The sequence below is a fragment of the Lentzea sp. NEAU-D7 genome (genome assembly GCF_026242055.1).
Lineage (GTDB): Bacteria > Actinomycetota > Actinomycetes > Mycobacteriales > Pseudonocardiaceae > Lentzea.
Genome location: NZ_JAPJDL010000018.1, coordinates 150,149 through 167,409 on the forward strand (window position 1 = coordinate 150,149; position 17,261 = coordinate 167,409).

A 17,261-nucleotide genomic window follows, 5' to 3' on the forward strand; every position below is an offset into this window, starting at 1 on the left:
CTCAGGCCGCGCAGGTGCAGCGCATCTCGGCGCGGTCCTCCCGCGAGGGACGCAGGTGGAGGTAGACGGCGACCACCATCGGGACGAACACGACCAGGTTGTAGAACAGGTGCAGCTCGACGCGCGGCAGCACCAGCTGCAGGATGCTCATCGGTTGCGGATACCCGAGCAGGTTGCGGCCGGTGATCGCCTGCAGGAGCAGGAGGAAGTGCTCGAAGTGGTGCCAGAACTGGATCCACAACGCGGTTTTCCACCACTTCTTCGCACGTCCGGTGAAACCGGGCGCCAGTGCGAAGAAGCCCACGAGCATGATGACGGCGTAGCCGTAGTGCATCCATTCCGACGTCACCAGCCACGGGATCCACAGGCCGAGCACACCGCCCGCCTGCGGGCGCGGCCAGCCGAGCACGAACACCTGCACCGCCTGCACGATGTGTTCTGCCCAGTGCGCGAGCACCACGACCATGAAGAGGTTGAGGGCGAGCCGGTGCCAGCGCTCGTTGAGCGAGCCATGGGCCGGCCACGCCCCGGTATGAGTAATCATGTGTCAGCTCCGTCCGGGAAGCCAAGATCAGGTCGGACGTTACCGACGGGGCGGTACGGGCCCCTTCTCCCAGATTGCGCGGATCAGTTCAGCCCGAGCAGGAGAACGCAGCGGCGCACCGACTCGGTTCTGCCTTTGATGCGCACGTCTCCGGTCGCGATCGCTTCGAACGGCGACAGCATCCGCGCGCCGACCCTGACGAACGTGTCGGCGTCGCATTCGACCGTCAGGTCGGGTCGCTCGGCACGACCGCGGCTGAAGGCGACGGCGCCGCCCCTCACCTCGATCACGAACGGTTCCTCGCCGACCTGGAACTCGTAGACCTCGTCGACGTCCGGGATCGCGGACTCGACGATCATCGACTGGACGGCCAGGAAACCCCACTCCGCCCGGACCTCACCGGCACGGTCCTCCTCGCGGAGAAACCCCAGTCCCCAGTTCGCCATCGCCAGCACCGGCCCGCGAAGCTCCTCGCCGAGGTCCGTCAGGTGGTACTGCCGCGCCCGCCCGTCGCCTTCCACGGACGACTGCTCGACCACGCCGTGCTCCACCAGCGTGCGCAGGCGGTCCGACAGGAGGTTCGGCCCGGCTCCGGGGAGGTTGTCGGCCAACTCGGTGAAGCGCGCCGGGCCGATCAGGAGCTCGCGCACCACGAGCAGCGTCCAGCGCTCGCCGATGACGTTCAGCGCGGCGGCAAGTCCGCAGAACTGGCCGTAGTCACGTTTCACCGAGGCTGTCCCACCGTTCAACTCGCTATCGATTCTAACACCGAGTTGAACGGTCCACAGCGGACCGGCCGTTCAGGTCATCATGCCGCGCAGGACGAACGGAAGCGCCTCCGTCTGGAAGTCGACGTCCGCGCACACCTCCCGCAACGTGCCCTCCAGCACCACGAGCGACAGGATCGGGAACACGAACGCCGGATCCGCGGCGAGCCCGTGCTCGCGCTGGAGCGCGAAGAGCCGGACGGTGAACGGCACCAGGTCGAAGTCCGCGACCGAGTCGCGCGTCGCGGACTCGACGAGCCGGATCATCCCGGTGCGGAACCCCTCGGGGTCCGACCGCGCGGTGGCGGTGGCCGTGGCCAGCACGACGTCCGCGCAGGCGGCACCGTCGCCCCGGGTCATCCGGTAGAAGAAGCCGGCGAACGCCCGCCTGCCCGATTCGGTCATCCTGCGGCAGAAGCCCGCGTCGACGATCACCGCCGAGCCGTCCGGCATCGCGTACAGGTTGCCGGGATGCAGGTCGCAGTGGACGAGTCCGTCCAGGAAGATCATCTGGTAGACGGCGCGCAGTGCGGTGATCGTCGCGGCGCGCTTCGCCTCCGCGGACACAGCCCCGTCGCGCAACCCCGGCAGGTGCTCCATGACGAGCACGTCCGGCCCGCAGTACTCGTCGATCACGTCAGGCACCCGGACACCGGCCACCGCAACGAGGTTCGCGCCCAGTTCCCGCAGTGCCGCGGCCTCGGCGCCGAAGTCGAGCTGCTGGCGCACCGCGTCCCCGACCTCGCCGACGACGTCCACCACCGGCATCCCGCCCAGCACGCGCAGGGACTCCGCGAGCCGCGCCACCGAGCCGAGCACCGCGAGATCGCGCGCGACGACCCGGTCGATGCCCGGCCGGCGGACCTTGATCGCGACGTGGCGGCCGTCCCGCAGTTCGCCCCGGTAGACGCACGCGATGCTCCCGGCCGCGGCAGGCACCACTCCCACGAGGTCGGCGCGCAACCGAGCAGGAAACCGCTGCTCCGCCTCGGAAACCGGTACCGCGGGCAGGTCGTCGTACACACGGGCGAGCGCACGGCACACCTCGAGCGGCACGACGTCCACCCGTGTGCCGAGCAGCTGGGCCACCTTGAGGAACGTCGGCCCGAGCCGCACGACGACGTCCGCCAGCAGGTCCGCTCGCCTGCGCGAGAACAGCGCCCGGACACCCGCGAACGTCAGCACCACCAGGATCTCGAAAGCCCTCAGGACGACTGCCGCGCGCACCTGTCAGTCCGTCGGCACGTCGATCTCGTGCGTGACGTGGCTGCCGCACACGCTCGTCGACGCCAGCGCGAGTCGTGGCTTCGCCGAGCCGGCCGCGGTGGCGTACAGGCCGCCCTCCAGTTCCGCCACGTCGTAGAACGTCGTCGGCGTGCGGGACAGGAAGGTGGTGCCGACGGGCGGGAACGTGGTGATCGCCTTGGCCTCCATGACCAGCGGGTCGAGGTTCAGGTACAGGCGTCCACGCAGGCTGATGATCAGGTACTGCTCGAAGACGACGTCCGCCGGCAGCAGCGCCTCCGCCCCTCCCGGCCGCAGCCCGGTGAGGACCCCGAGGTTGGGGCGGGCGGGGTTCTGCTGGATGAGCAGCCCTGTCTCGTTGGAGTGGAAGTGCGTCATCAGGCGGGTGACGGCGATCCGCGGCCGTCCGTCGGGCAGGGTGGTGATCTCCTGTGCGCTGCGCACCGCGCTCAGACCCTTGACGTCCGCGCAGTCCAGCGTCTCGCCGTCGGAGAAGAGCACGGTGAGCTGGCCGCGGATGCTGAGTCCCACGTGGTGCTGGCTGTTCGGCACGACCAGCGGATCGGAGCGGTCGGGCGCTGCGTCGACGGTCATGGCTCTCTCCCGGGGTTCTGGGCCGTGAAGGCGATCGGAAGCGTCAGCACGCCGCGGAACATCGTGCTGCGCTGGTACTGGAGTTCGTCGGGGTTCTTCTTCAGGACCCAGCCGGGCAACCGCACAAGGGCGCGGAACACCGCGGCGAGCTCGAGCCGGGCGAGCATCGCGCCGACGCAGTGCCGCATCCCGCTGCCGAACGACAGCGGACGGACCCCGCTCCTGGTGACGTCGAACCGGTCCGGATCCGCGAACCGCTCCGGATCCCGGTTCCCGGCGCCCATGAGCGCGACCACGAGCTCGCCGCGCCGCAACGTCCTCCCCCGCAGTTCGAGGTCGTCCACGAGCTGCCGGCTGTTGGACTGGACGGACGAGTCGAAGCGCAGCATCTCCTCCACCGCGTCCGGTATCAGGTCCGGCAGTGCGCGCAACAGGCTGAGCTGGGAGGGGTGCCGCGCCAGCGCCAGCACACCGTTGCCGATCTGGTTGGTCACGGTCTCGTGGCCCGCGAAGATCAGCGTGACCACCATGGCGACGACCTCCTCGCGACTGGCGGAGCCGTCCGCGCACAGGGTTCCGAGCAGATCGCCGGAACTCCCGCGCACCCGCAACAGGTCCGTGAGGTAGTCGGTCAGCTCGGCCATCGCCACCTGGCCGTCGGCGATCTCGTCCGGCCCGGCCGCGAGGTCGAGGGTCGGCCCGATGCGCAACGACCACGCACGGATCAGGTTCGCGTCTTTCGCGGGAAGGCCGAGCACGGTCGAGATCACGCCCAGTGCCAGCGGATACGCGACGTCGTTGATGACGTCGAGCTCCCCCGCCGACGGGTCGACCAGCTCGTCGACGAGCTGGTCGATCTTCGGCACGAGCGACCGGAGCGCTCGGGGCGCGAACGCGGGCGTGATGAGCGCCCGCAACCGGCTGTGGTCCGGTTCGTCCTGGAACAGCACCGTCCTGCTGAGGATGCCGCTCAGCGGACCGGGGCCGACGAGCTGCGACCAGAAGTCCCGGATGCCTTGGCGCACAAGGCGGTCCTCACCGAGAACAGCTCGCACGTCGTCGTAGCGCGACACGAACCAGATCCCGTTCACACCGCGGTGGACGGGGTCGTTCCGCAGCAGCCAGTGGTAGTAGGGGTACGGATCGCGCTGGACCTCGGGAGCCGAGGGGTCGAAGCACGCGACCGGGGTCGGGTGTCCGGCGAGCTGGGTCATCGCGAACTCCTCTGTCCGGAGGAGACAAGATTACTTATTTTTCATATACTGAGTCAACCAGAAAAGTTCTTGCAGCTAGCTTTTCTTCTCTTTCGCTTGAGTTTGCGATAGTGACATTGAGCAACGGAGGACCCGATGTCCCTGCACCGCGGCGCGCTGGCCTGGTTCGAGATCCACGTTCGCGACGTCACCAGAGCGGCGGAGTTCTACGGCACGGTGTTCGGGTGGACGTTCGACCCGATCGGCGACGCCGACGAGAGCCTCGACGGCTACCTCATCATCAAGACCGCCAACGGCGAGAGCGGCAACGGCGGCATCGCCCGCACGACCACGCCGGACGAGACCGTTGGCCGCGAGTCGAGCGTGGTGTACCTGTACGTGGACGACATCCCGGAGACCGTCGAGCTGGCGCTGGCGGCGGGCGGCACGCTGCACCGCCCGCTCATGAACATCGGTGGCGCCCACGGGCTGTGCGCCGTCATCCGCGATCCGGACGGCAACCACGTGGGTCTCTGGTCTTCGTGACGCGCGGCAGAACGAGGGGTTCCCCGCCGGGTGACCACACCGGCGGAGAACCCCTTCTGGCACGGCGGTCGCGGCCAGGCCCTGGATGAGGGGGAACGAGAACCCAGGGCCGGCGTCAGCCGCCGGTGGTGTTGAGCAGCACCGAGACCGTGTCCGCGAGCGAGTCCGCCGTCGCGAAGTCGGCCTTGCCGTCGCCGTTGAAGTCGGTGACCACGATCGCGGGGGCACCGGCGCCGACCTTGATGCTGACCGGGGCGGCGAACCCTCCGTTGCCGTCGCCGTGCAGCAGGCTCACGTCGTCGGAGTCGAAGTTGGGCGCGACGATGTCCGCGAACCCGTCGCCGTTGAAGTCGCCGACACCCGTGTCGGACGGGTGCTCACCCGAGCCGAGCACGACCGGGCCGCCGAAGCCCCCCTTGCCGTCACCGAACAGAACGGCGATCTGGTCCACCTCGTAGAGGGCGCTGACGACGTCGAGCGCACCGTCGCTGTTGAAGTCGGCGAGCGCGGCGCCGGCCGAGGTGTCGCCCGCCCTGAAGGCCGTGGGCGGACCGAACCGGCCGCCACCGTCGCCCTTGAGCACGGTGACGTCGCCGGAGTTGTAGTTCGACACCGCGAGGTCGAGCTTCCCGTCGCCGTCGAGGTCCGCGACCGACAGCCTCAGCGCGCCGTCACCCGCCGGGTGGTGGGCAGGTGCGGCGAACGCGCCCTTGCCGTCCCCGAGCATCACCGTCACGTCGTCGCCGTTGAGGTTGGGGGTCACCAGGTCGAGGAAACCGTCGCCGTTGAAGTCCCGTGCCACGGCGCGGGCCGGTCCGTCGCCCGCCGGGAAGGTGCTCGGCTCGCCGAACTTCCCGGTGCCGTCGCCGAGGTACAGCGACATGTCGTCGGACCCGAGGTTCGCGGCGACGAGGTCCGCATGTCCGTCGGAGTTGAAGTCGCCGGACGCCAGACCGTTCGGGGTGCGGCCCGCCGGCAGGACGAGTGGCGGCGCGTAGCCGCCCTTGCCGTCGGCGATCAGCACGGCCACGTCGTTGGAGTTGTAGTTGGGCGTCGCCAGGTCCAGGGCGCCGTCGTCGTTCAGGTCTGCCGCCAGGATGTCCGCCGAGGCGTCACCCGCCTTGAACGCCGCGGCCGCCGCGAACGACGCCTGCGGGACCGGCAGCGGTACCGGCGCCGGGGTCCCGGCGGAGGGCACGGTCGCCGTCGGCCGGGCGTCGGACGACGTGCCCGGCGGGGAGTTCGGTTCGGACCTCGTGGTGCAGCCGGCGACCAGCAGCAGCGCCACCAGAGATCCGGCCACTTTTCGGGTAACGCGCATCGCGGCGCCCATGTGCTTCTCCTCGCACTCGATCAGCTGCGTTTTCCAGTGTCAGCCGCAGGGCGGCCACCAGGCTTTTCATCGCTTGCCCAAAAGCGGAGAACGCGGAGTGCACATTCAGCACGCCAGAAGAAGAAAGGCTCGGCGACGCACCGTAGAACGGGTCGTACACCTGCCTGGAAACGGGGAGAGATGAGCGACATCGAATCATTCGGACGAAAGCTCGGCGATTTTGCGCACGGCCTGCTCGCGGGCCGGGACGGAGAAGGCGGCGTGACGAACGAACTCCGCAACGAAGAGACGCTGCGCGCGCTCTACCAGAAGTTCAACGACAACGACCTCGACGGGGCGAGCGCGCTGCTCACCGAGGACTACGAGGGCATCGACGTGCCCTCGGGCGAAGTGGTGCGCGGACCCGCGGGCTGGAAGCAGCGGCAGGCGGCGAACAGGATCCCGCTGCCCGACGCGCGGACGACGATCCAGTCCCTGGTGGTGAAGGGTGACTTCGCGGTCGCGGAGGTGGTCAACGAGGGCACGCACACGGCGCCGTTCCCGTTGCCCGGTGGTGGAGAACACCCGCCGACGGGCAACCGGGTCCGCGGACTGAGCTGCGAGCTCTACGAGTTCCGCGACGGCAGGATTTCCAAGGGGACGCTCTACTACGACTTCCTGACCGTGGCGAACCAGCTCGGCCTCAAGTTCTGAGCACAGCCCTCCGCGGGCCCCGGACCAGTGCGGGGGCGCGGGGGGGGGGTACCGGCAGCGGGCGCCGGCGCGAACACGCTGGTCATAATGTTCTGCGCACCGCGCCCCGCGCGAAGGAACGGAGTCCGTGCGCGCGGAGGGCTGGAACCGTCAGCGGGCGACGGCCTTGCGGTAACGGCTGGTCGCGAACGGCATGAACACCACGAGCATCACCACGATCCACAGGAACGACGCCAGGATCGGGTTCTGCAACGGCCACGCCTCACCGGGCGGGAAGTCAGGATTGGTGTTGCCGAACAGCTGCCGCACCGCCTGGGTCACCGCGGACACCGGGTTCCACTCGGCGATCACCCGCAGCACCGCCGGGAAACCCTCCGGGCTGACGTAGGTGTTGGCGATGAAGCACAACGGCATGATGATCATGAAGCTGGCGTTCGTCACCACCTCCGGCGCCCGCACCGACAGCCCCACCACGGCCAGGATCCACGACAGCGCGTACGCGAACAACAGCAGCAGCAGGAAACCCACCGCCGCCTCGCCCGGTGAGCTGTCGATGCGCCAGCCGACGAGCAAGCCCGTCACGACCATGACGACGATCGACAGCACGTTGTTCGCGAGATCGCTGATCGTCCGTCCGATGAGGACGGAGTACGGCGAGATCGGCAGCGACCGGAAGCGGTCGACGATGCCCTTCTGGATGTCCTCGGCCAGCCCCGAGCCGGTGATCACCGAGTTGAACACCACGGTCTGCACGAACACACCGACGAGCAGGAACTCGGTGTACGACACGCCCGGCACCTGGATGGCGCTGCCGAAGATGTAGGCGAACAGCAGCGTCGACATGATCGGCATGATCAGCGACGACATCATCAGGTCCGGCACGCGCAGCGTCCTGGTGAGGTTGCGCTTCGCCAGCACCACGCCGTCACCGACGGCGAGTCCCACCGCACTCATCGAACAGACTCCTCGTTCTTCGTCTCCCCGGCCTTCACGCCTTCGCCGTTCTGCCCGGCCTTGTCCGCCCGGTGCCCCGTGAGGGCGAGGAAGACGTCGTCCAGCGTGGGCCTGCGCACCGAGGCGTCGACCACCTCGACGCCGGCCATGTCGAGCCTGCGCACACCGTCGACCAGCACTCCCCCGGCGGCCGCGATCGGCACGACCACCCGGCGGTCCTCCTGCGAGGCAACGGGTTCGCCGTGCCCGATCGGGGCCAGCACGGCGCGGGCGTGGTCGAGGTCGGCCGCATCGCTCAGCGTCACCTCGAGCCGGTGGCCACCGACCTGGTCCTTGAGCTCGTCGGCCGTGCCGTTCGCGATCAGCCTGCCGTGGTCGATCACCGCGATGCGGTGGGCCAGCCGGTCGGCCTCCTCCAGGTACTGCGTCGTGAGCAGCAGCGTGCTGCCCGACGCGACGAGCTCACCGATGGCGTCCCACGTGGCCTCACGGCTGCGGATGTCGAGGCCCGTCGTCGGTTCGTCGAGGATGAGCACCTTCGGCCTGCGCACCAGCGCGCCCGCGAGGTCGAGACGCCGGCGCATGCCGCCGGAGTACTCCTTGAGCCGCCTGCCCGCCGCCTCGGTCAGGTCGAACTGCTCGAGCAGCTCCTCGGCGCGCGCCTTCGCACCCTTCTTGCCCAGGTGGTAGAGCCGGCCGATCAGCTCCAGGTTCTCGTACCCCGTCAGCAGCTCGTCGACCGCGGCGTACTGGCCCGACAGGCCGATCACCTCACGCACCGCGCGCGGGTTGGCCACCACGTCGATCCCGGCGACCTCGACGTGGCCGCTGTCCGGCTGGATGAGGGTGGCGAAGACCCTGACCGCCGTGGTCTTGCCGGCTCCGTTCGGACCGAGGAGGCCCATCACCGTTCCCTCGGCGACCTCCAGGTCGAAGCCGTCCAGCGCCGTCACGGACGCGTACTTCTTCACGACTTCCCGAGCCACGATCGCTGCGGTCATCATCGCCTCTCCGCCGGGCTCGTATGCCGGCTCACCCCTCCGGAACCACACGCCTCGCTGGGCGGCATATGACTAAACATCATACAATCGGTATGACTGTTTGTCACACAGACTGCACCTTTCGGACACGACGGACAACGACTGGAGACGACATGGACCTCGTCCAGGGCATCGGCGGTGTCTTCTTCCGCGCGAAGGACCCGCGTGCCCAGGCCCGGTGGTACCACGAGAACCTCGGCATCCCGATCAGCCCCGGAGACGGCGACCAGACCGGCGAGGAGCGGATGTGGGAGCAGCAGGCCGGTCCGACGGTGTGGGGCCCGTTTCCGGAGGACACCGAGTACTTCCACAACCCCGCGCAGCAGGTGATGATCAACTTTCGCGTCGCCGACCTCGACGCCGTGCTCGCCCGGCTGCGGTACACCGGCACGCCCGTCAGGGACGAGATCGAGGAGTACGACTACGGGCGGTTCGCCTGGGCGTGCGACCCGGAGGGGAACTGGTTCGAGCTGTGGGAACCCCGGAACTAGGGCATGGGCCGAAGTCCGCGTTCGCGACAGCCCGGTCCTGGGCCGTGTCCCGGAGGTACGCCCGGTGGCAGGCGCGGGCGAGAGGCCCGGAAACGGCGCCGCCGCGATGCCCTCGAACCGGGCCGTCGCGGCGGTGTCGTCTCCGGGGCCCTCGGCCGCTGCCGCCGCCCGGCGGGACTTCCGGGACACGGGCTAGCTCCCGGTGGCGTTGCGGAGCACCACGACGTTGTCGGCGTGGGAGTTCGCCGTGGCCAGGTCCGGCTTGCCGTCGCCGTCCAGGTCGGCCGCCACGATCTTGATCGTGCCGTCCGCGGCGGGCACCGTCAGCGCGGCGGAGAACCCCCCGCGGCCGTCGCCCGCGAAGACCGAGACGTTGTCGGACTCGAAGTTCGCGGACGCCACGTCGGCGTCGCCGTCACCGTCGAGGTCGGCGGCCGTGATCCCGGTCGGACCGTCGCCGGCCGGCATCACGAGCGGAGCCGCGAACCCGCCCTTGCCGTCGCCGAGGAGCACGGACACCGTGTCGCCCTCGTAGTCGGGGGTGGCGAGATCGGCGTTCCCGTCGGCGTTGAAGTCGGCCGTGACGATCCCGTGTGGACCGTTGCCCGCCTTGGCGGAGACCACGGGGGCGAACGTGCCGTCGCCGTTGCCGAGGAGGACTCCGGCGTCGTCCGAGTGGTGGTTGCCGGACACCAGGTCCGTTCGCCCGTCGCCGTTGAAGTCGGCGGCGACGATGTCGGCGGGACCGTTGCCCGCGGGCAGGTGCACCGGTGCGGCGAACCCGCCGCTGCCGTCGGCGAGCATGACGCTCACGTTGTCGCCGTCGTAGTTGGCGGTCGCGAGGTCCAGGCTCCCGTTGCCGTCGAGGTCGGCGGCGGCCACTCCGGACGGACCGTCTCCCGCGGCGTGGACGGTCGGCGCGGTGAACCCGCCCTTGCCGTCACCGCGCTGCACGGTGACGGTCTCGTCGCTGACGTTGATCGTGACCACGTCGGCGTTGCCGTCCGCGTCGACGTCCGCGGTCACGTTGCGCAGGGCCGCCGGACCGGCCGGGATCGTCACGACCTCGCGGACACCCGCCCTGCCGTCACCGAAGAGCACGGAGGCGTCGCCCGGTCCGAGGTTCGCCGTGACGAGGTCGAGGGCGCCGTCGCGGTCGAAGTCCGCGGCCGAGATCGCCCGCGGGTTGTCGCCGACCGGGCTGCTCGCCGAGGTCGTGAACGACAGCGCGGGTCCTGCCGGGGCCGTGGGCGAGGGCGGGGTGCCGGGAGGCGGCTGGCCCGATTTGTCGCTTCCGCCCGTGCAGGAAACGATGAGAGCCGCCGTGAACACGATCACGGCCGCGGAGCTGCTCCTGGCGTGCCGGGCCGTGGTGGGATGTGCCATCGGGATTCTCCTTGCGGTGGCGTGCCTTTTCGCTCTACTCGATTGATAGCCCGCGCCCCGCCGGAGTCGCTTATCCCGTCTTGCCAAACCCTCGCGGCACCGCGGGTCCGCTTAGGACGAACGGCGGGATGGCAGACTGTCGTGGAACCGCTCACCGCACGTCAGGACGCAGGAGACACCGTGGCGCAGGAAGAAGTGCCCAGCCAGGACCCGGCGCTGCCCGCGACGGCGTACGCAGTGCTCGGCCTGCTGTCGTTCGGTCAGGAGGTGACCGGGTACGACCTGCGCAAGTGGGCGATGAACATGCGCTACTTCTACTGGAGCCCCGCGCAGAGCCAGATCTACCTGGAGCTGCGCCGGCTGCTGGAGCACGGGCTCGTCGAGGTGCACCTGGAAGAGCAGAAGAGCCGCCCGGACAAGCGGTTGTACCGGATCACCGACGCCGGTCTGAAGGTCTTCCGCGAATGGCTGAACCACGCCCCCGTCGGGCCTCCGCTGCTCAAGCACTCCGTCGCGCTGCGCCTGTTCTTCGGTCACCAGACCAACCACGACAGGCTGCGCGAGGTCCTCACCGAGTACCGCGACTGGGCCGTGGAGCAGACGAACGGGCTCACCCTGCTCAGGACCGAGCTGGACCAGACGCTGCCGTACCCGGCGCTGGTCGCCACCTGGGGCTCCGCCTACTTCGCCGCCGAGATCACCGCGATCGACACCGTGCTGGCCGACCTCGACCGCATGGAGACCGGGCCGCGGGAGCAGGACTGACCGGCGGGCGGGCACTGATCCGCCCTCGAACTGCGACCGGTGGTGCTGCCCGGCGGAACGTGCGGGCAAGCGCCGCCAGGCCGCGTCCCGGAAGTGCGTCCGGTGACAGGCGCCCGGCGGGACTTCCGGGACACGGCCTAGCGTTTCTGCTCGATGCGCCGGGGCTCGTCGCGGTCGCCGATCCGTTCGGCGAACTGGGCGCGCAGCTGACTGACGATGACGGCCGACTCGCGACGCACCCGGTCCACCTCCCAGCGCGCCTGCTGACGCACCCGTTCGATCTCGACGCGGTGGTCCTCGACGAGGCGCCGGCGCTCCTCGTGGGCCTCGTCGAGGGTCTGCTGCCAGCGGCCCAGCAACTGGTCCCGCTCGGCCGCCACCGCCGCTCTCGCCTGGTCCACCAGGTTGTCGGCGGCCCGCTGCCGGACCAGCTCCTCCGCGCGTTGCTGTTCGGCGTGCCGCAGCTCTTCCTTGGCTCTTTCGTGCCTGATCATCCGCCGTGCACCGACGAAGCTCAGAAACGCGGTGATGACCGCCGCTATGGGCCCACCCAGTTGCAGAAACTCCATTGCACGCCATTCTCCGGCCGGTGAGGAAACATCGCTGTTCCTCAGTATCGTGATTCGGCGGAGAAGCGTCTCTTCCCGGTTGCGAGATCGGCGGGTGAGCCCCAGCGGCCGGAGAACACGATGTCGGACAACGACATTCGCGCGGCCGGACGGACGTGGCCGGGCCGCGCCCACCTCAGCCCGACCACCGTGACGAGGTCGTGCGTGTCCGGTACGGCGAGCGCGTCGCGGACCGCCGCGCGGTCGAACCCTCCGTACTGCCGCACCTGCAGGCCCTCGGCGCGCGCCCTGGCCGTCAGGCCTCCGACCGCCAGGCCGAGCTCGTACTCGGTGCCGCGCATCCGCTTGCCCGTCTCGTCGGTGGTGCGGACGGCCGCCAGGACCAACGCGACGGCGGTGTGCGCCCTGAGGCGGTTGTCCTCGGCGAGTGCCGAGAACAACGTCTGGAAGGTCGGGTCCGCACACCTGCCCAGGACGAACCGCCACGGTTGCCGGTTCCAGGCGGACTCCGACGAACGGGCCGCGTCGAACAGCCGCACACACGTCTCGGCCGGAATGCCCGGACCGGATGCGGCTGTCATCAGGTCGCCTCGGCGCGCGCCGCCTCGCGGTGCGACACCAGGCACCCGAGGAGGGCGACGAGCGCGAAGCCGTGGTGCACCCACCCGGATTCCGCCAGCCACGGCAACACCAGGCCGAGCAGCCCTCGCGCATACGCCTCGGGCAGGTGGAGCAGGTAGGTCTGCCCGAGTCTCATCAGGAGCTCGGCCCAGTACACGAGCACGACCGCGGTGACGACCGTCAGCACCGGGCGGGTGTTCAGCCGCGTCGACATCCGGCCCTCACCACCCCACGGCCGGGTACCAGATGAGCCCGGCCCGGCCGAGGGACCGCAGGTCCCAGTACAGCAGGGTGAACGTGCCGAACACGAGGAACGCGACGGCGGTGATCCGCTCGGTGCGTCCGGGCCTGGCCGCCAGCCAGCGCTGCACGCGGCCGCCGGTGCCGTGTGCCAGCACCAGGAACACCACGGCGGCGATCACCAGGTTCCCCAGCGACTGCAGGACGAACGCGGACATCCCGTAGAGCACGTTCCCGCTCTCGGCCGCGTGCCGGAACATGATCCGGAACAACGGGAACGGCCGCCCGATCAGCAGGGCACCGACCAGCACCCCCATCACGACGAGCGGCACCGCGGGGTGGCGCAGCCGGACGCGGGCGAACGGGTCGGGCACGAGGCGCAGCGCGGCGAGGCCGAGGTAGATGAACGCGACGCCGATGAGACCGAACACGATCATCGACTGGACCTGGCGCGGGCTGAGCACACCGGCCACGCTCGCCGTGGTCGCGAACTGCGGCATGGAGGTGCCCACGATCGCGACCAGCGCACCGTAGACGGCGGAGATGCCCACCGCTCCCAGGCAGATCCACCCCAGCGCGCGCAGCGAGTCGCGCCAGCGCGGCCTGGCCGCGCCCCGGTCGCCGACGAGTGGCGTCACGACGCCGAACACCGCGATGTTGCACGCGGTGAAGGAGCCGGCCAGTCCGGTGACGAACGCGAAGGCGATGCCCGCCAGCACTCCGTCCAGGGGTGTGGCCTTGGCGTCGTGGCCGAGCACGGAGTTCGCGACGCTGTCGCCGATGACCCGGTCGACGAACGGCGCCGACCAGATCACCGTGAGCACGAACCCGGCGAGCGCGCTGAGCGCCACCAGCCGTCCGCGTTTCGGGATCGACGGCGGGGACGCGTGGAGGAAGGTCGGGTGCATGGTGCCTCCTGTGGGGCGGGACAGGCCGTCAGGCCCGCTCCCGTGAACCGGTCTTGAGCAGGCCGGACATGACCGCCTTGGTGAGCACGGGGATCGACTCGGCCTGGAAGTCGACCTCTTCGTCGAGCTCGTTGATCCGGCCCTCCAGCACGAGCAGGGCCAGCAACGGGAAGATGAACTCGGGTGCCGCGAACAGTCCGTTGACGCGCTGCAGGTCGAACAGGCGCGTGGCGAACCGGACCAGGCTGAAGTCACGGGCCGCGCGGCCGCTCGACTCCTCGATCAGCGCGATCGTCCCCCGGCGGAACGCGGCGACGTCGGCCCACTCGGCGACGCCCTCCGCGCTGTCCCGGAGGATCTCCGCGCAGTGCGGGCCGTCGCCGCGCGCCATGTGCATAAAGAACTCGGCGAAGAGCCTGCGCACCCTCGGCTCCAGCCGGACCACGAACCCCGCGTCGAGCAGCACTATCCGGCCGTCGCGCCCCAGGTAGAGGTTGCCGGGGTGCATGTCGCAGTGGACCAGGCCGTCGAGGAACAGCATGCGGTAGACGCAGAACAGCACCCGGCGGGCGAGCTCGGCGCGTCGCGCGGGGGCCGTGCTCGCGGTGACGAGCGGGGCGAGTCCGTCGACGAACTCCATCACCAGCACGCCCTGCGCGCTGTGCTCGGGCAGGGGGCGCGGGATGTGGAGGTAGTCCACGTCGGCGAGCGACGCGCGCAGCTCGGCGAGTGCGCCGGCCTCCGCGTCGAAGTCCGCCTGCGCCGCGACCGCGGCACCGATCTGGCGCAGCACCGCGACCGCGGGCAGGCCGCGAAACCACGGCAGTCGCTGCATCACCGCCGCCCCCGCGCGCATGATCGCGAAATCTTGCTCGATCAGCCTGCGCACACGGGGTCTGCGCACCTTGAGCGCCACGGCTCGCCCGTCCAGCTCGCCCCGGTAGACGCAGGCGATGCTGCCGCTGCGCACGCTGTCCCAGTCGACGGCGACGGGCGGATCACCACCGTAGGCCGAGCGCAGCACCCTCCTGGCCACGCGGACCGGCATGGGCGGCACCCGGTCGTGCAGGTCCACCAGCGCTTCGCACCAGGCGGCGGGCAGCACGTCCCGCCGGGAGCTCAGCAACTGCGCGCCCTTCACGAACGCGGGCCCCAGCGCGACCACCAGCCGGCGGGCACGGCGGCGCACCACGACTCCCGCCTCCGCACGGCTCACGCAGGCGCGTGCCACGACCGCGGGAACGGCGATCACCGTGTGCCACAGGGAGATCGAGACCACGGAGATCAAGCGCGGGACCACCTGAAGGCTCTGGAACATGCCTACGGTTATAGGACGCCAGGACAGGACAACACTTGTCCCAGCTTGCGCTGATCCCCTTTGCGTTAGCCTGCAAGGAGATTCATCGACCGGAGGTGCGCCCCGTGGACGTGACCACCCTCGCCATGACCGTCGAGCTCGAAGTCGACGCCCCCGCCACCGAGGTGTTCGACGCGGTGGCCGACCCGACCCGCGTGCCCGAGTGGAGTCCCGAGTGCGTCCACGTCGCGTGGCTCGACGGCGCACGCGGTGCCGAACCGGGCGCGCGGTTCCACGCGCGCAACCGCGCCGGCGAGTGGGAGTGGGAGGTGACCTGCCAGGTGGTCGAGGTGAGCCGGCCGGAGAGCTTCTCGTGGATCGTCATCGGTTTCGCGGGAGATCCGTCGCTGCCCTCCTCCACCTGGCGCTACCGGCTCACCGGACGTCCGGGTGGCGGAACCCTGATCACGCAGACGTTCCGCCACGGACCGGGCGGCAGCCACCTCGTGAACGCGATGCGGGCGCGGCCGGACCACGCGGACGCGCTCTACGAGTTCCGGCGCACCGTGTTGCTGCACAACGCGACCACCACGTTGAGGGCGATGGCCACCGCGCTCGGCTGGCGTCCCGCCGGCTGAGCGTCAGCGGTGCCGCCACTGCGGCGCCTGCCAGCGTTCGCCGATCTCCACCATGCGCTGCAGGTTGATCAGCAGGTTCTGCCAGCCGAGCTGGTAGCCGTCGGACGGGCGTCCGTCGACGAAACCGCTGTGGCGCAGGTTGATCCTCGTCCCCTCCCCCGGCTCCTCGTCCACCTCCCAGCTCACGAGGGTGTCCGGCCAGCCCTCGTTGTGCCAGGTGTAGGCGAGCCGGTGCGGCGCGTCGAGGTCGACCACCGCCACCGGGCCGTGGTCCCAGCCGAAGTCGTAACGCCCGCCCTCCCACGGCTCCACGACCGAGGCCGAGGGCAGCCACCTGTCGATCATGGCCGGGTCGAGGAGCACGGAGAACACGTCCTCGGGGCTCGTGTCGACCACGATCGTCGCGAAAGCGGTCTCCTCGCAGGCGACCGTGTAGTCGGGACGCGGTGCGAGGTTCCGCCCCTCGGTGAAGTTGGCGAGGTTGCCGACCGCGATGCCCCAGAAGTCGTTCATGCTCGCCCGGTCGAACCCCCAGAACGGCACCGGCTCGTGCCGGACCGACACGGTCGTGTCGCCGCTGACGGTCCCGCGCACCGACATCTCGACCGCCGTGGTCGTGCCCTCCATCTCCCAGTCGAAGCACAGCTTCCCGCCCGGCTCCACCGACACGTTCGTCTGCCGCGGCACGTCTCCGAACGGCGTGTGCCTTCCCCAGAAGTCGAACCTGCCGTCCTCCAGCCGGACGTCGACGTGCTCGGCGAACCACGTGCACAGGGACAGCTCGGTCGTCATCGCCCGGTACACCGCGGGCGCGGGGGCGAACACCATCGCCTTCACGAACACCTTGTCTGCCATCGCTGGCACCTCCCGTCGTCAGCTCCATGCTGCGTCGGCCGGCGGCGCCTTCTCGACCACCGGGGAAGATGCGGCAACCTGCGAGAAGGACGGTGCGCGCCGCGGCGGTAGACCAGGAGGTGAACGCAGTGCGGCAGACGGGAACCCCGCCATGACAACACCTCAGGCCAACGCGCACGTCGCGCGGACGATGTACCGGCGCTTCACCAAGAACGACGTGGAGGGCGTGGTCGAGCTCCTCGCCGAGGACTACGAGCTCGCCGACATGGCGACCGGCGAGTCGATCCGCGGGCACGACGGGTTCCGCGAGTGGATGCGCCGCAGCCGTTCCGGGCTGCCGGACGCCGTGGCGGAGGTGATGGCGCTGCACCAGGACGGCGACGTGGTCGTCGCGGAGATCCGCAACCACGGCACGCACACGGGCACGCTCACCATGCCGGACGGCACGGTGTACCCCGCCACCGGACGCCGCCTCGACGTCCGCGGCTGCGAGGTGCTGCGGTTCCGCGCCGGGCGGATCGCCAGCTGCACGGTGTACTACGACGCGCTGAGCATGGCGGACCAGCTCGGCTTCTGACAGAA

21 protein-coding genes are annotated in these 17,261 nt (G+C 70.0%); 6 read left to right on the forward strand and 15 right to left on the reverse strand.

All coding sequences use genetic code 11. The features are described 5' to 3' along the window. Position 1 precedes the first annotated feature (1 nt). From ORI60_RS31325 to ORI60_RS31345, 5 genes are all read right to left on the reverse strand, one after another. Entirely contained in the window at positions 2–544 is a 543-nt protein-coding gene (locus tag ORI60_RS31325; protein ID WP_266041605.1) for a hypothetical protein, read from the reverse strand. A gap of 83 nt (positions 545–627) precedes the next feature. Then, positions 628–1,272 carry a winged helix-turn-helix transcriptional regulator gene (locus ORI60_RS31330; RefSeq protein WP_266041606.1) on the reverse strand — a complete coding sequence of 215 codons (645 nt, stop codon included), beginning with the start codon at positions 1,270–1,272 and terminating at the stop codon, positions 628–630. 72 nt (positions 1,273–1,344) lie between these two features. Continuing rightward, positions 1,345–2,538: an ABC1 kinase family protein gene (locus ORI60_RS31335; RefSeq protein ID WP_266041607.1), complete on the reverse strand. Its 1,194-nt coding sequence runs from the start codon at positions 2,536–2,538 to the stop codon at positions 1,345–1,347. Positions 2,539–2,541: 3 nt separating this feature from the next. Continuing rightward, on the reverse strand, positions 2,542–3,150 hold the full coding sequence (locus tag ORI60_RS31340; RefSeq protein WP_266041608.1) for a hypothetical protein: 609 nt from the start codon (positions 3,148–3,150) through the stop codon (positions 2,542–2,544). Further along, entirely contained in the window at positions 3,147–4,364 is a 1,218-nt protein-coding gene (locus tag ORI60_RS31345; protein WP_266041609.1) for a cytochrome P450, read from the reverse strand. Before ORI60_RS31345 ends, ORI60_RS31340 begins: the two co-directional genes overlap by 4 nt. Before the next feature lie 135 nt (positions 4,365–4,499). Between ORI60_RS31345 and ORI60_RS31350 the strand changes: the two genes are divergently transcribed. Continuing rightward, a complete protein-coding gene (locus tag ORI60_RS31350) occupies positions 4,500–4,889 on the forward strand; it encodes a VOC family protein (protein WP_266041610.1) in 390 nt (129 codons plus the stop codon). A 115-nt stretch (positions 4,890–5,004) separates the two neighbouring features. On the opposite strand, the gene ORI60_RS31355 is transcribed toward ORI60_RS31350, so the two are convergent. Continuing rightward, positions 5,005–6,222: an FG-GAP repeat domain-containing protein gene (locus tag ORI60_RS31355; RefSeq protein WP_266041611.1), complete on the reverse strand. Its 1,218-nt coding sequence runs from the start codon at positions 6,220–6,222 to the stop codon at positions 5,005–5,007. Positions 6,223–6,483: 261 nt separating this feature from the next. On the opposite strand from ORI60_RS31355, the gene ORI60_RS31360 reads away from it, so the two are divergent. Further along, on the forward strand, positions 6,484–6,915 hold the full coding sequence (locus ORI60_RS31360) for an ester cyclase (RefSeq protein WP_266041612.1): 432 nt from the start codon (positions 6,484–6,486) through the stop codon (positions 6,913–6,915). A gap of 150 nt (positions 6,916–7,065) precedes the next feature. On the opposite strand, the gene ORI60_RS31365 is transcribed toward ORI60_RS31360, so the two are convergent. After that, complete coding sequence (locus ORI60_RS31365) at positions 7,066–7,869, reverse strand: ABC transporter permease (RefSeq protein WP_266041613.1); 804 nt, start codon at positions 7,867–7,869, stop codon at positions 7,066–7,068. After that, a complete protein-coding gene (locus ORI60_RS31370; protein ID WP_266041667.1) occupies positions 7,866–8,870 on the reverse strand; it encodes an ATP-binding cassette domain-containing protein in 1,005 nt (334 codons plus the stop codon). Before ORI60_RS31370 ends, ORI60_RS31365 begins: the two co-directional genes overlap by 4 nt. A 152-nt stretch (positions 8,871–9,022) precedes the next feature. Between ORI60_RS31370 and ORI60_RS31375 the strand changes: the two genes are divergently transcribed. Next, positions 9,023–9,400, forward strand: coding sequence for a VOC family protein (locus ORI60_RS31375; protein ID WP_266041614.1), 378 nt, complete (start codon positions 9,023–9,025; stop codon positions 9,398–9,400). A 192-nt stretch (positions 9,401–9,592) separates the two neighbouring features. On the opposite strand, the gene ORI60_RS31380 is transcribed toward ORI60_RS31375, so the two are convergent. After that, positions 9,593–10,786 carry an FG-GAP repeat domain-containing protein gene (locus tag ORI60_RS31380; protein ID WP_266041615.1) on the reverse strand — a complete coding sequence of 398 codons (1,194 nt, stop codon included), beginning with the start codon at positions 10,784–10,786 and terminating at the stop codon, positions 9,593–9,595. Positions 10,787–10,966: 180 nt separating this feature from the next. Here ORI60_RS31380 and ORI60_RS31385 point away from each other — a divergent pair, with 180 nt between their 5' ends. After that, the gene (locus tag ORI60_RS31385; RefSeq protein ID WP_266041616.1) at positions 10,967–11,551 is read left to right on the forward strand and encodes a PadR family transcriptional regulator; all 585 of its coding nucleotides are present in this window, start codon (positions 10,967–10,969) and stop codon (positions 11,549–11,551) included. Positions 11,552–11,688: 137 nt separating this feature from the next. Here ORI60_RS31385 and ORI60_RS31390 read toward each other — a convergent pair whose 3' ends face one another. The 5 genes from ORI60_RS31390 to ORI60_RS31410 all read right to left on the reverse strand — a co-directional run bounded on the left by ORI60_RS31390 (position 11,689) and on the right by ORI60_RS31410 (position 15,207). Beyond that, positions 11,689–12,045, reverse strand: a complete 357-nt coding sequence (locus tag ORI60_RS31390) for a hypothetical protein (RefSeq protein WP_266041617.1) — start codon at positions 12,043–12,045, stop codon at positions 11,689–11,691. A 116-nt stretch (positions 12,046–12,161) separates the two neighbouring features. Beyond that, positions 12,162–12,701 (reverse strand): nitroreductase family protein, encoded by a 540-nt coding sequence (locus ORI60_RS31395; RefSeq protein WP_266041618.1) that lies wholly within the window; start codon positions 12,699–12,701, stop codon positions 12,162–12,164. Further along, positions 12,701–12,955, reverse strand: a complete 255-nt coding sequence (locus ORI60_RS31400) for a hypothetical protein (protein WP_266041619.1) — start codon at positions 12,953–12,955, stop codon at positions 12,701–12,703. Before ORI60_RS31400 ends, ORI60_RS31395 begins: the two co-directional genes overlap by 1 nt. 7 nt (positions 12,956–12,962) lie before the next feature. Then, positions 12,963–13,889 (reverse strand): hypothetical protein, encoded by a 927-nt coding sequence (locus ORI60_RS31405; protein WP_266041620.1) that lies wholly within the window; start codon positions 13,887–13,889, stop codon positions 12,963–12,965. A gap of 28 nt (positions 13,890–13,917) precedes the next feature. Then, positions 13,918–15,207, reverse strand: coding sequence for an ABC1 kinase family protein (locus ORI60_RS31410; protein WP_266041621.1), 1,290 nt, complete (start codon positions 15,205–15,207; stop codon positions 13,918–13,920). A gap of 104 nt (positions 15,208–15,311) precedes the next feature. Here ORI60_RS31410 and ORI60_RS31415 point away from each other — a divergent pair, with 104 nt between their 5' ends. Further along, positions 15,312–15,824, forward strand: a complete 513-nt coding sequence (locus tag ORI60_RS31415; RefSeq protein ID WP_266041622.1) for an SRPBCC family protein — start codon at positions 15,312–15,314, stop codon at positions 15,822–15,824. Positions 15,825–15,827: 3 nt separating this feature from the next. Here ORI60_RS31415 and ORI60_RS31420 read toward each other — a convergent pair whose 3' ends face one another. Beyond that, entirely contained in the window at positions 15,828–16,679 is an 852-nt protein-coding gene (locus ORI60_RS31420; RefSeq protein WP_266041623.1) for an SRPBCC family protein, read from the reverse strand. Positions 16,680–16,830: 151 nt separating this feature from the next. On the opposite strand from ORI60_RS31420, the gene ORI60_RS31425 reads away from it, so the two are divergent. Then, positions 16,831–17,256 (forward strand): ester cyclase, encoded by a 426-nt coding sequence (locus ORI60_RS31425; RefSeq protein ID WP_266041624.1) that lies wholly within the window; start codon positions 16,831–16,833, stop codon positions 17,254–17,256. The last annotated feature ends 5 nt before the right edge of the window (positions 17,257–17,261 follow it).

What these genes read in the sequence shown, in the direction of transcription:
- ORI60_RS31325 (WP_266041605.1), bottom strand. Translation starts at nt 544, where the DNA reads ATGATTACTCATACCGGGGCGTGGCCGGCCCATGGCTCGCTCAACGAG.
- ORI60_RS31340 (WP_266041608.1), bottom strand. Translation starts at nt 3,150, where the DNA reads ATGACCGTCGACGCAGCGCCCGACCGCTCCGATCCGCTGGTCGTGCCG.
- ORI60_RS31345 (WP_266041609.1), bottom strand. Translation starts at nt 4,364, where the DNA reads ATGACCCAGCTCGCCGGACACCCGACCCCGGTCGCGTGCTTCGACCCC.
- ORI60_RS31350 (WP_266041610.1), top strand. Translation starts at nt 4,500, where the DNA reads ATGTCCCTGCACCGCGGCGCGCTGGCCTGGTTCGAGATCCACGTTCGC.
- ORI60_RS31355 (WP_266041611.1), bottom strand. Translation starts at nt 6,222, where the DNA reads ATGGGCGCCGCGATGCGCGTTACCCGAAAAGTGGCCGGATCTCTGGTG.
- ORI60_RS31365 (WP_266041613.1), bottom strand. Translation starts at nt 7,869, where the DNA reads ATGAGTGCGGTGGGACTCGCCGTCGGTGACGGCGTGGTGCTGGCGAAG.
- ORI60_RS31370 (WP_266041667.1), bottom strand. Translation starts at nt 8,870, where the DNA reads ATGACCGCAGCGATCGTGGCTCGGGAAGTCGTGAAGAAGTACGCGTCC.
- ORI60_RS31375 (WP_266041614.1), top strand. Translation starts at nt 9,023, where the DNA reads ATGGACCTCGTCCAGGGCATCGGCGGTGTCTTCTTCCGCGCGAAGGAC.
- ORI60_RS31380 (WP_266041615.1), bottom strand. Translation starts at nt 10,786, where the DNA reads ATGGCACATCCCACCACGGCCCGGCACGCCAGGAGCAGCTCCGCGGCC.
- ORI60_RS31390 (WP_266041617.1), bottom strand. Translation starts at nt 12,045, where the DNA reads ATGATCAGGCACGAAAGAGCCAAGGAAGAGCTGCGGCACGCCGAACAG.
- ORI60_RS31395 (WP_266041618.1), bottom strand. Translation starts at nt 12,701, where the DNA reads ATGACAGCCGCATCCGGTCCGGGCATTCCGGCCGAGACGTGTGTGCGG.
- ORI60_RS31400 (WP_266041619.1), bottom strand. Translation starts at nt 12,955, where the DNA reads ATGTCGACGCGGCTGAACACCCGCCCGGTGCTGACGGTCGTCACCGCG.
- ORI60_RS31405 (WP_266041620.1), bottom strand. Translation starts at nt 13,889, where the DNA reads ATGCACCCGACCTTCCTCCACGCGTCCCCGCCGTCGATCCCGAAACGC.
- ORI60_RS31410 (WP_266041621.1), bottom strand. Translation starts at nt 15,207, where the DNA reads ATGTTCCAGAGCCTTCAGGTGGTCCCGCGCTTGATCTCCGTGGTCTCG.
- ORI60_RS31420 (WP_266041623.1), bottom strand. Translation starts at nt 16,679, where the DNA reads ATGGCAGACAAGGTGTTCGTGAAGGCGATGGTGTTCGCCCCCGCGCCC.
- ORI60_RS31425 (WP_266041624.1), top strand. Translation starts at nt 16,831, where the DNA reads ATGACAACACCTCAGGCCAACGCGCACGTCGCGCGGACGATGTACCGG.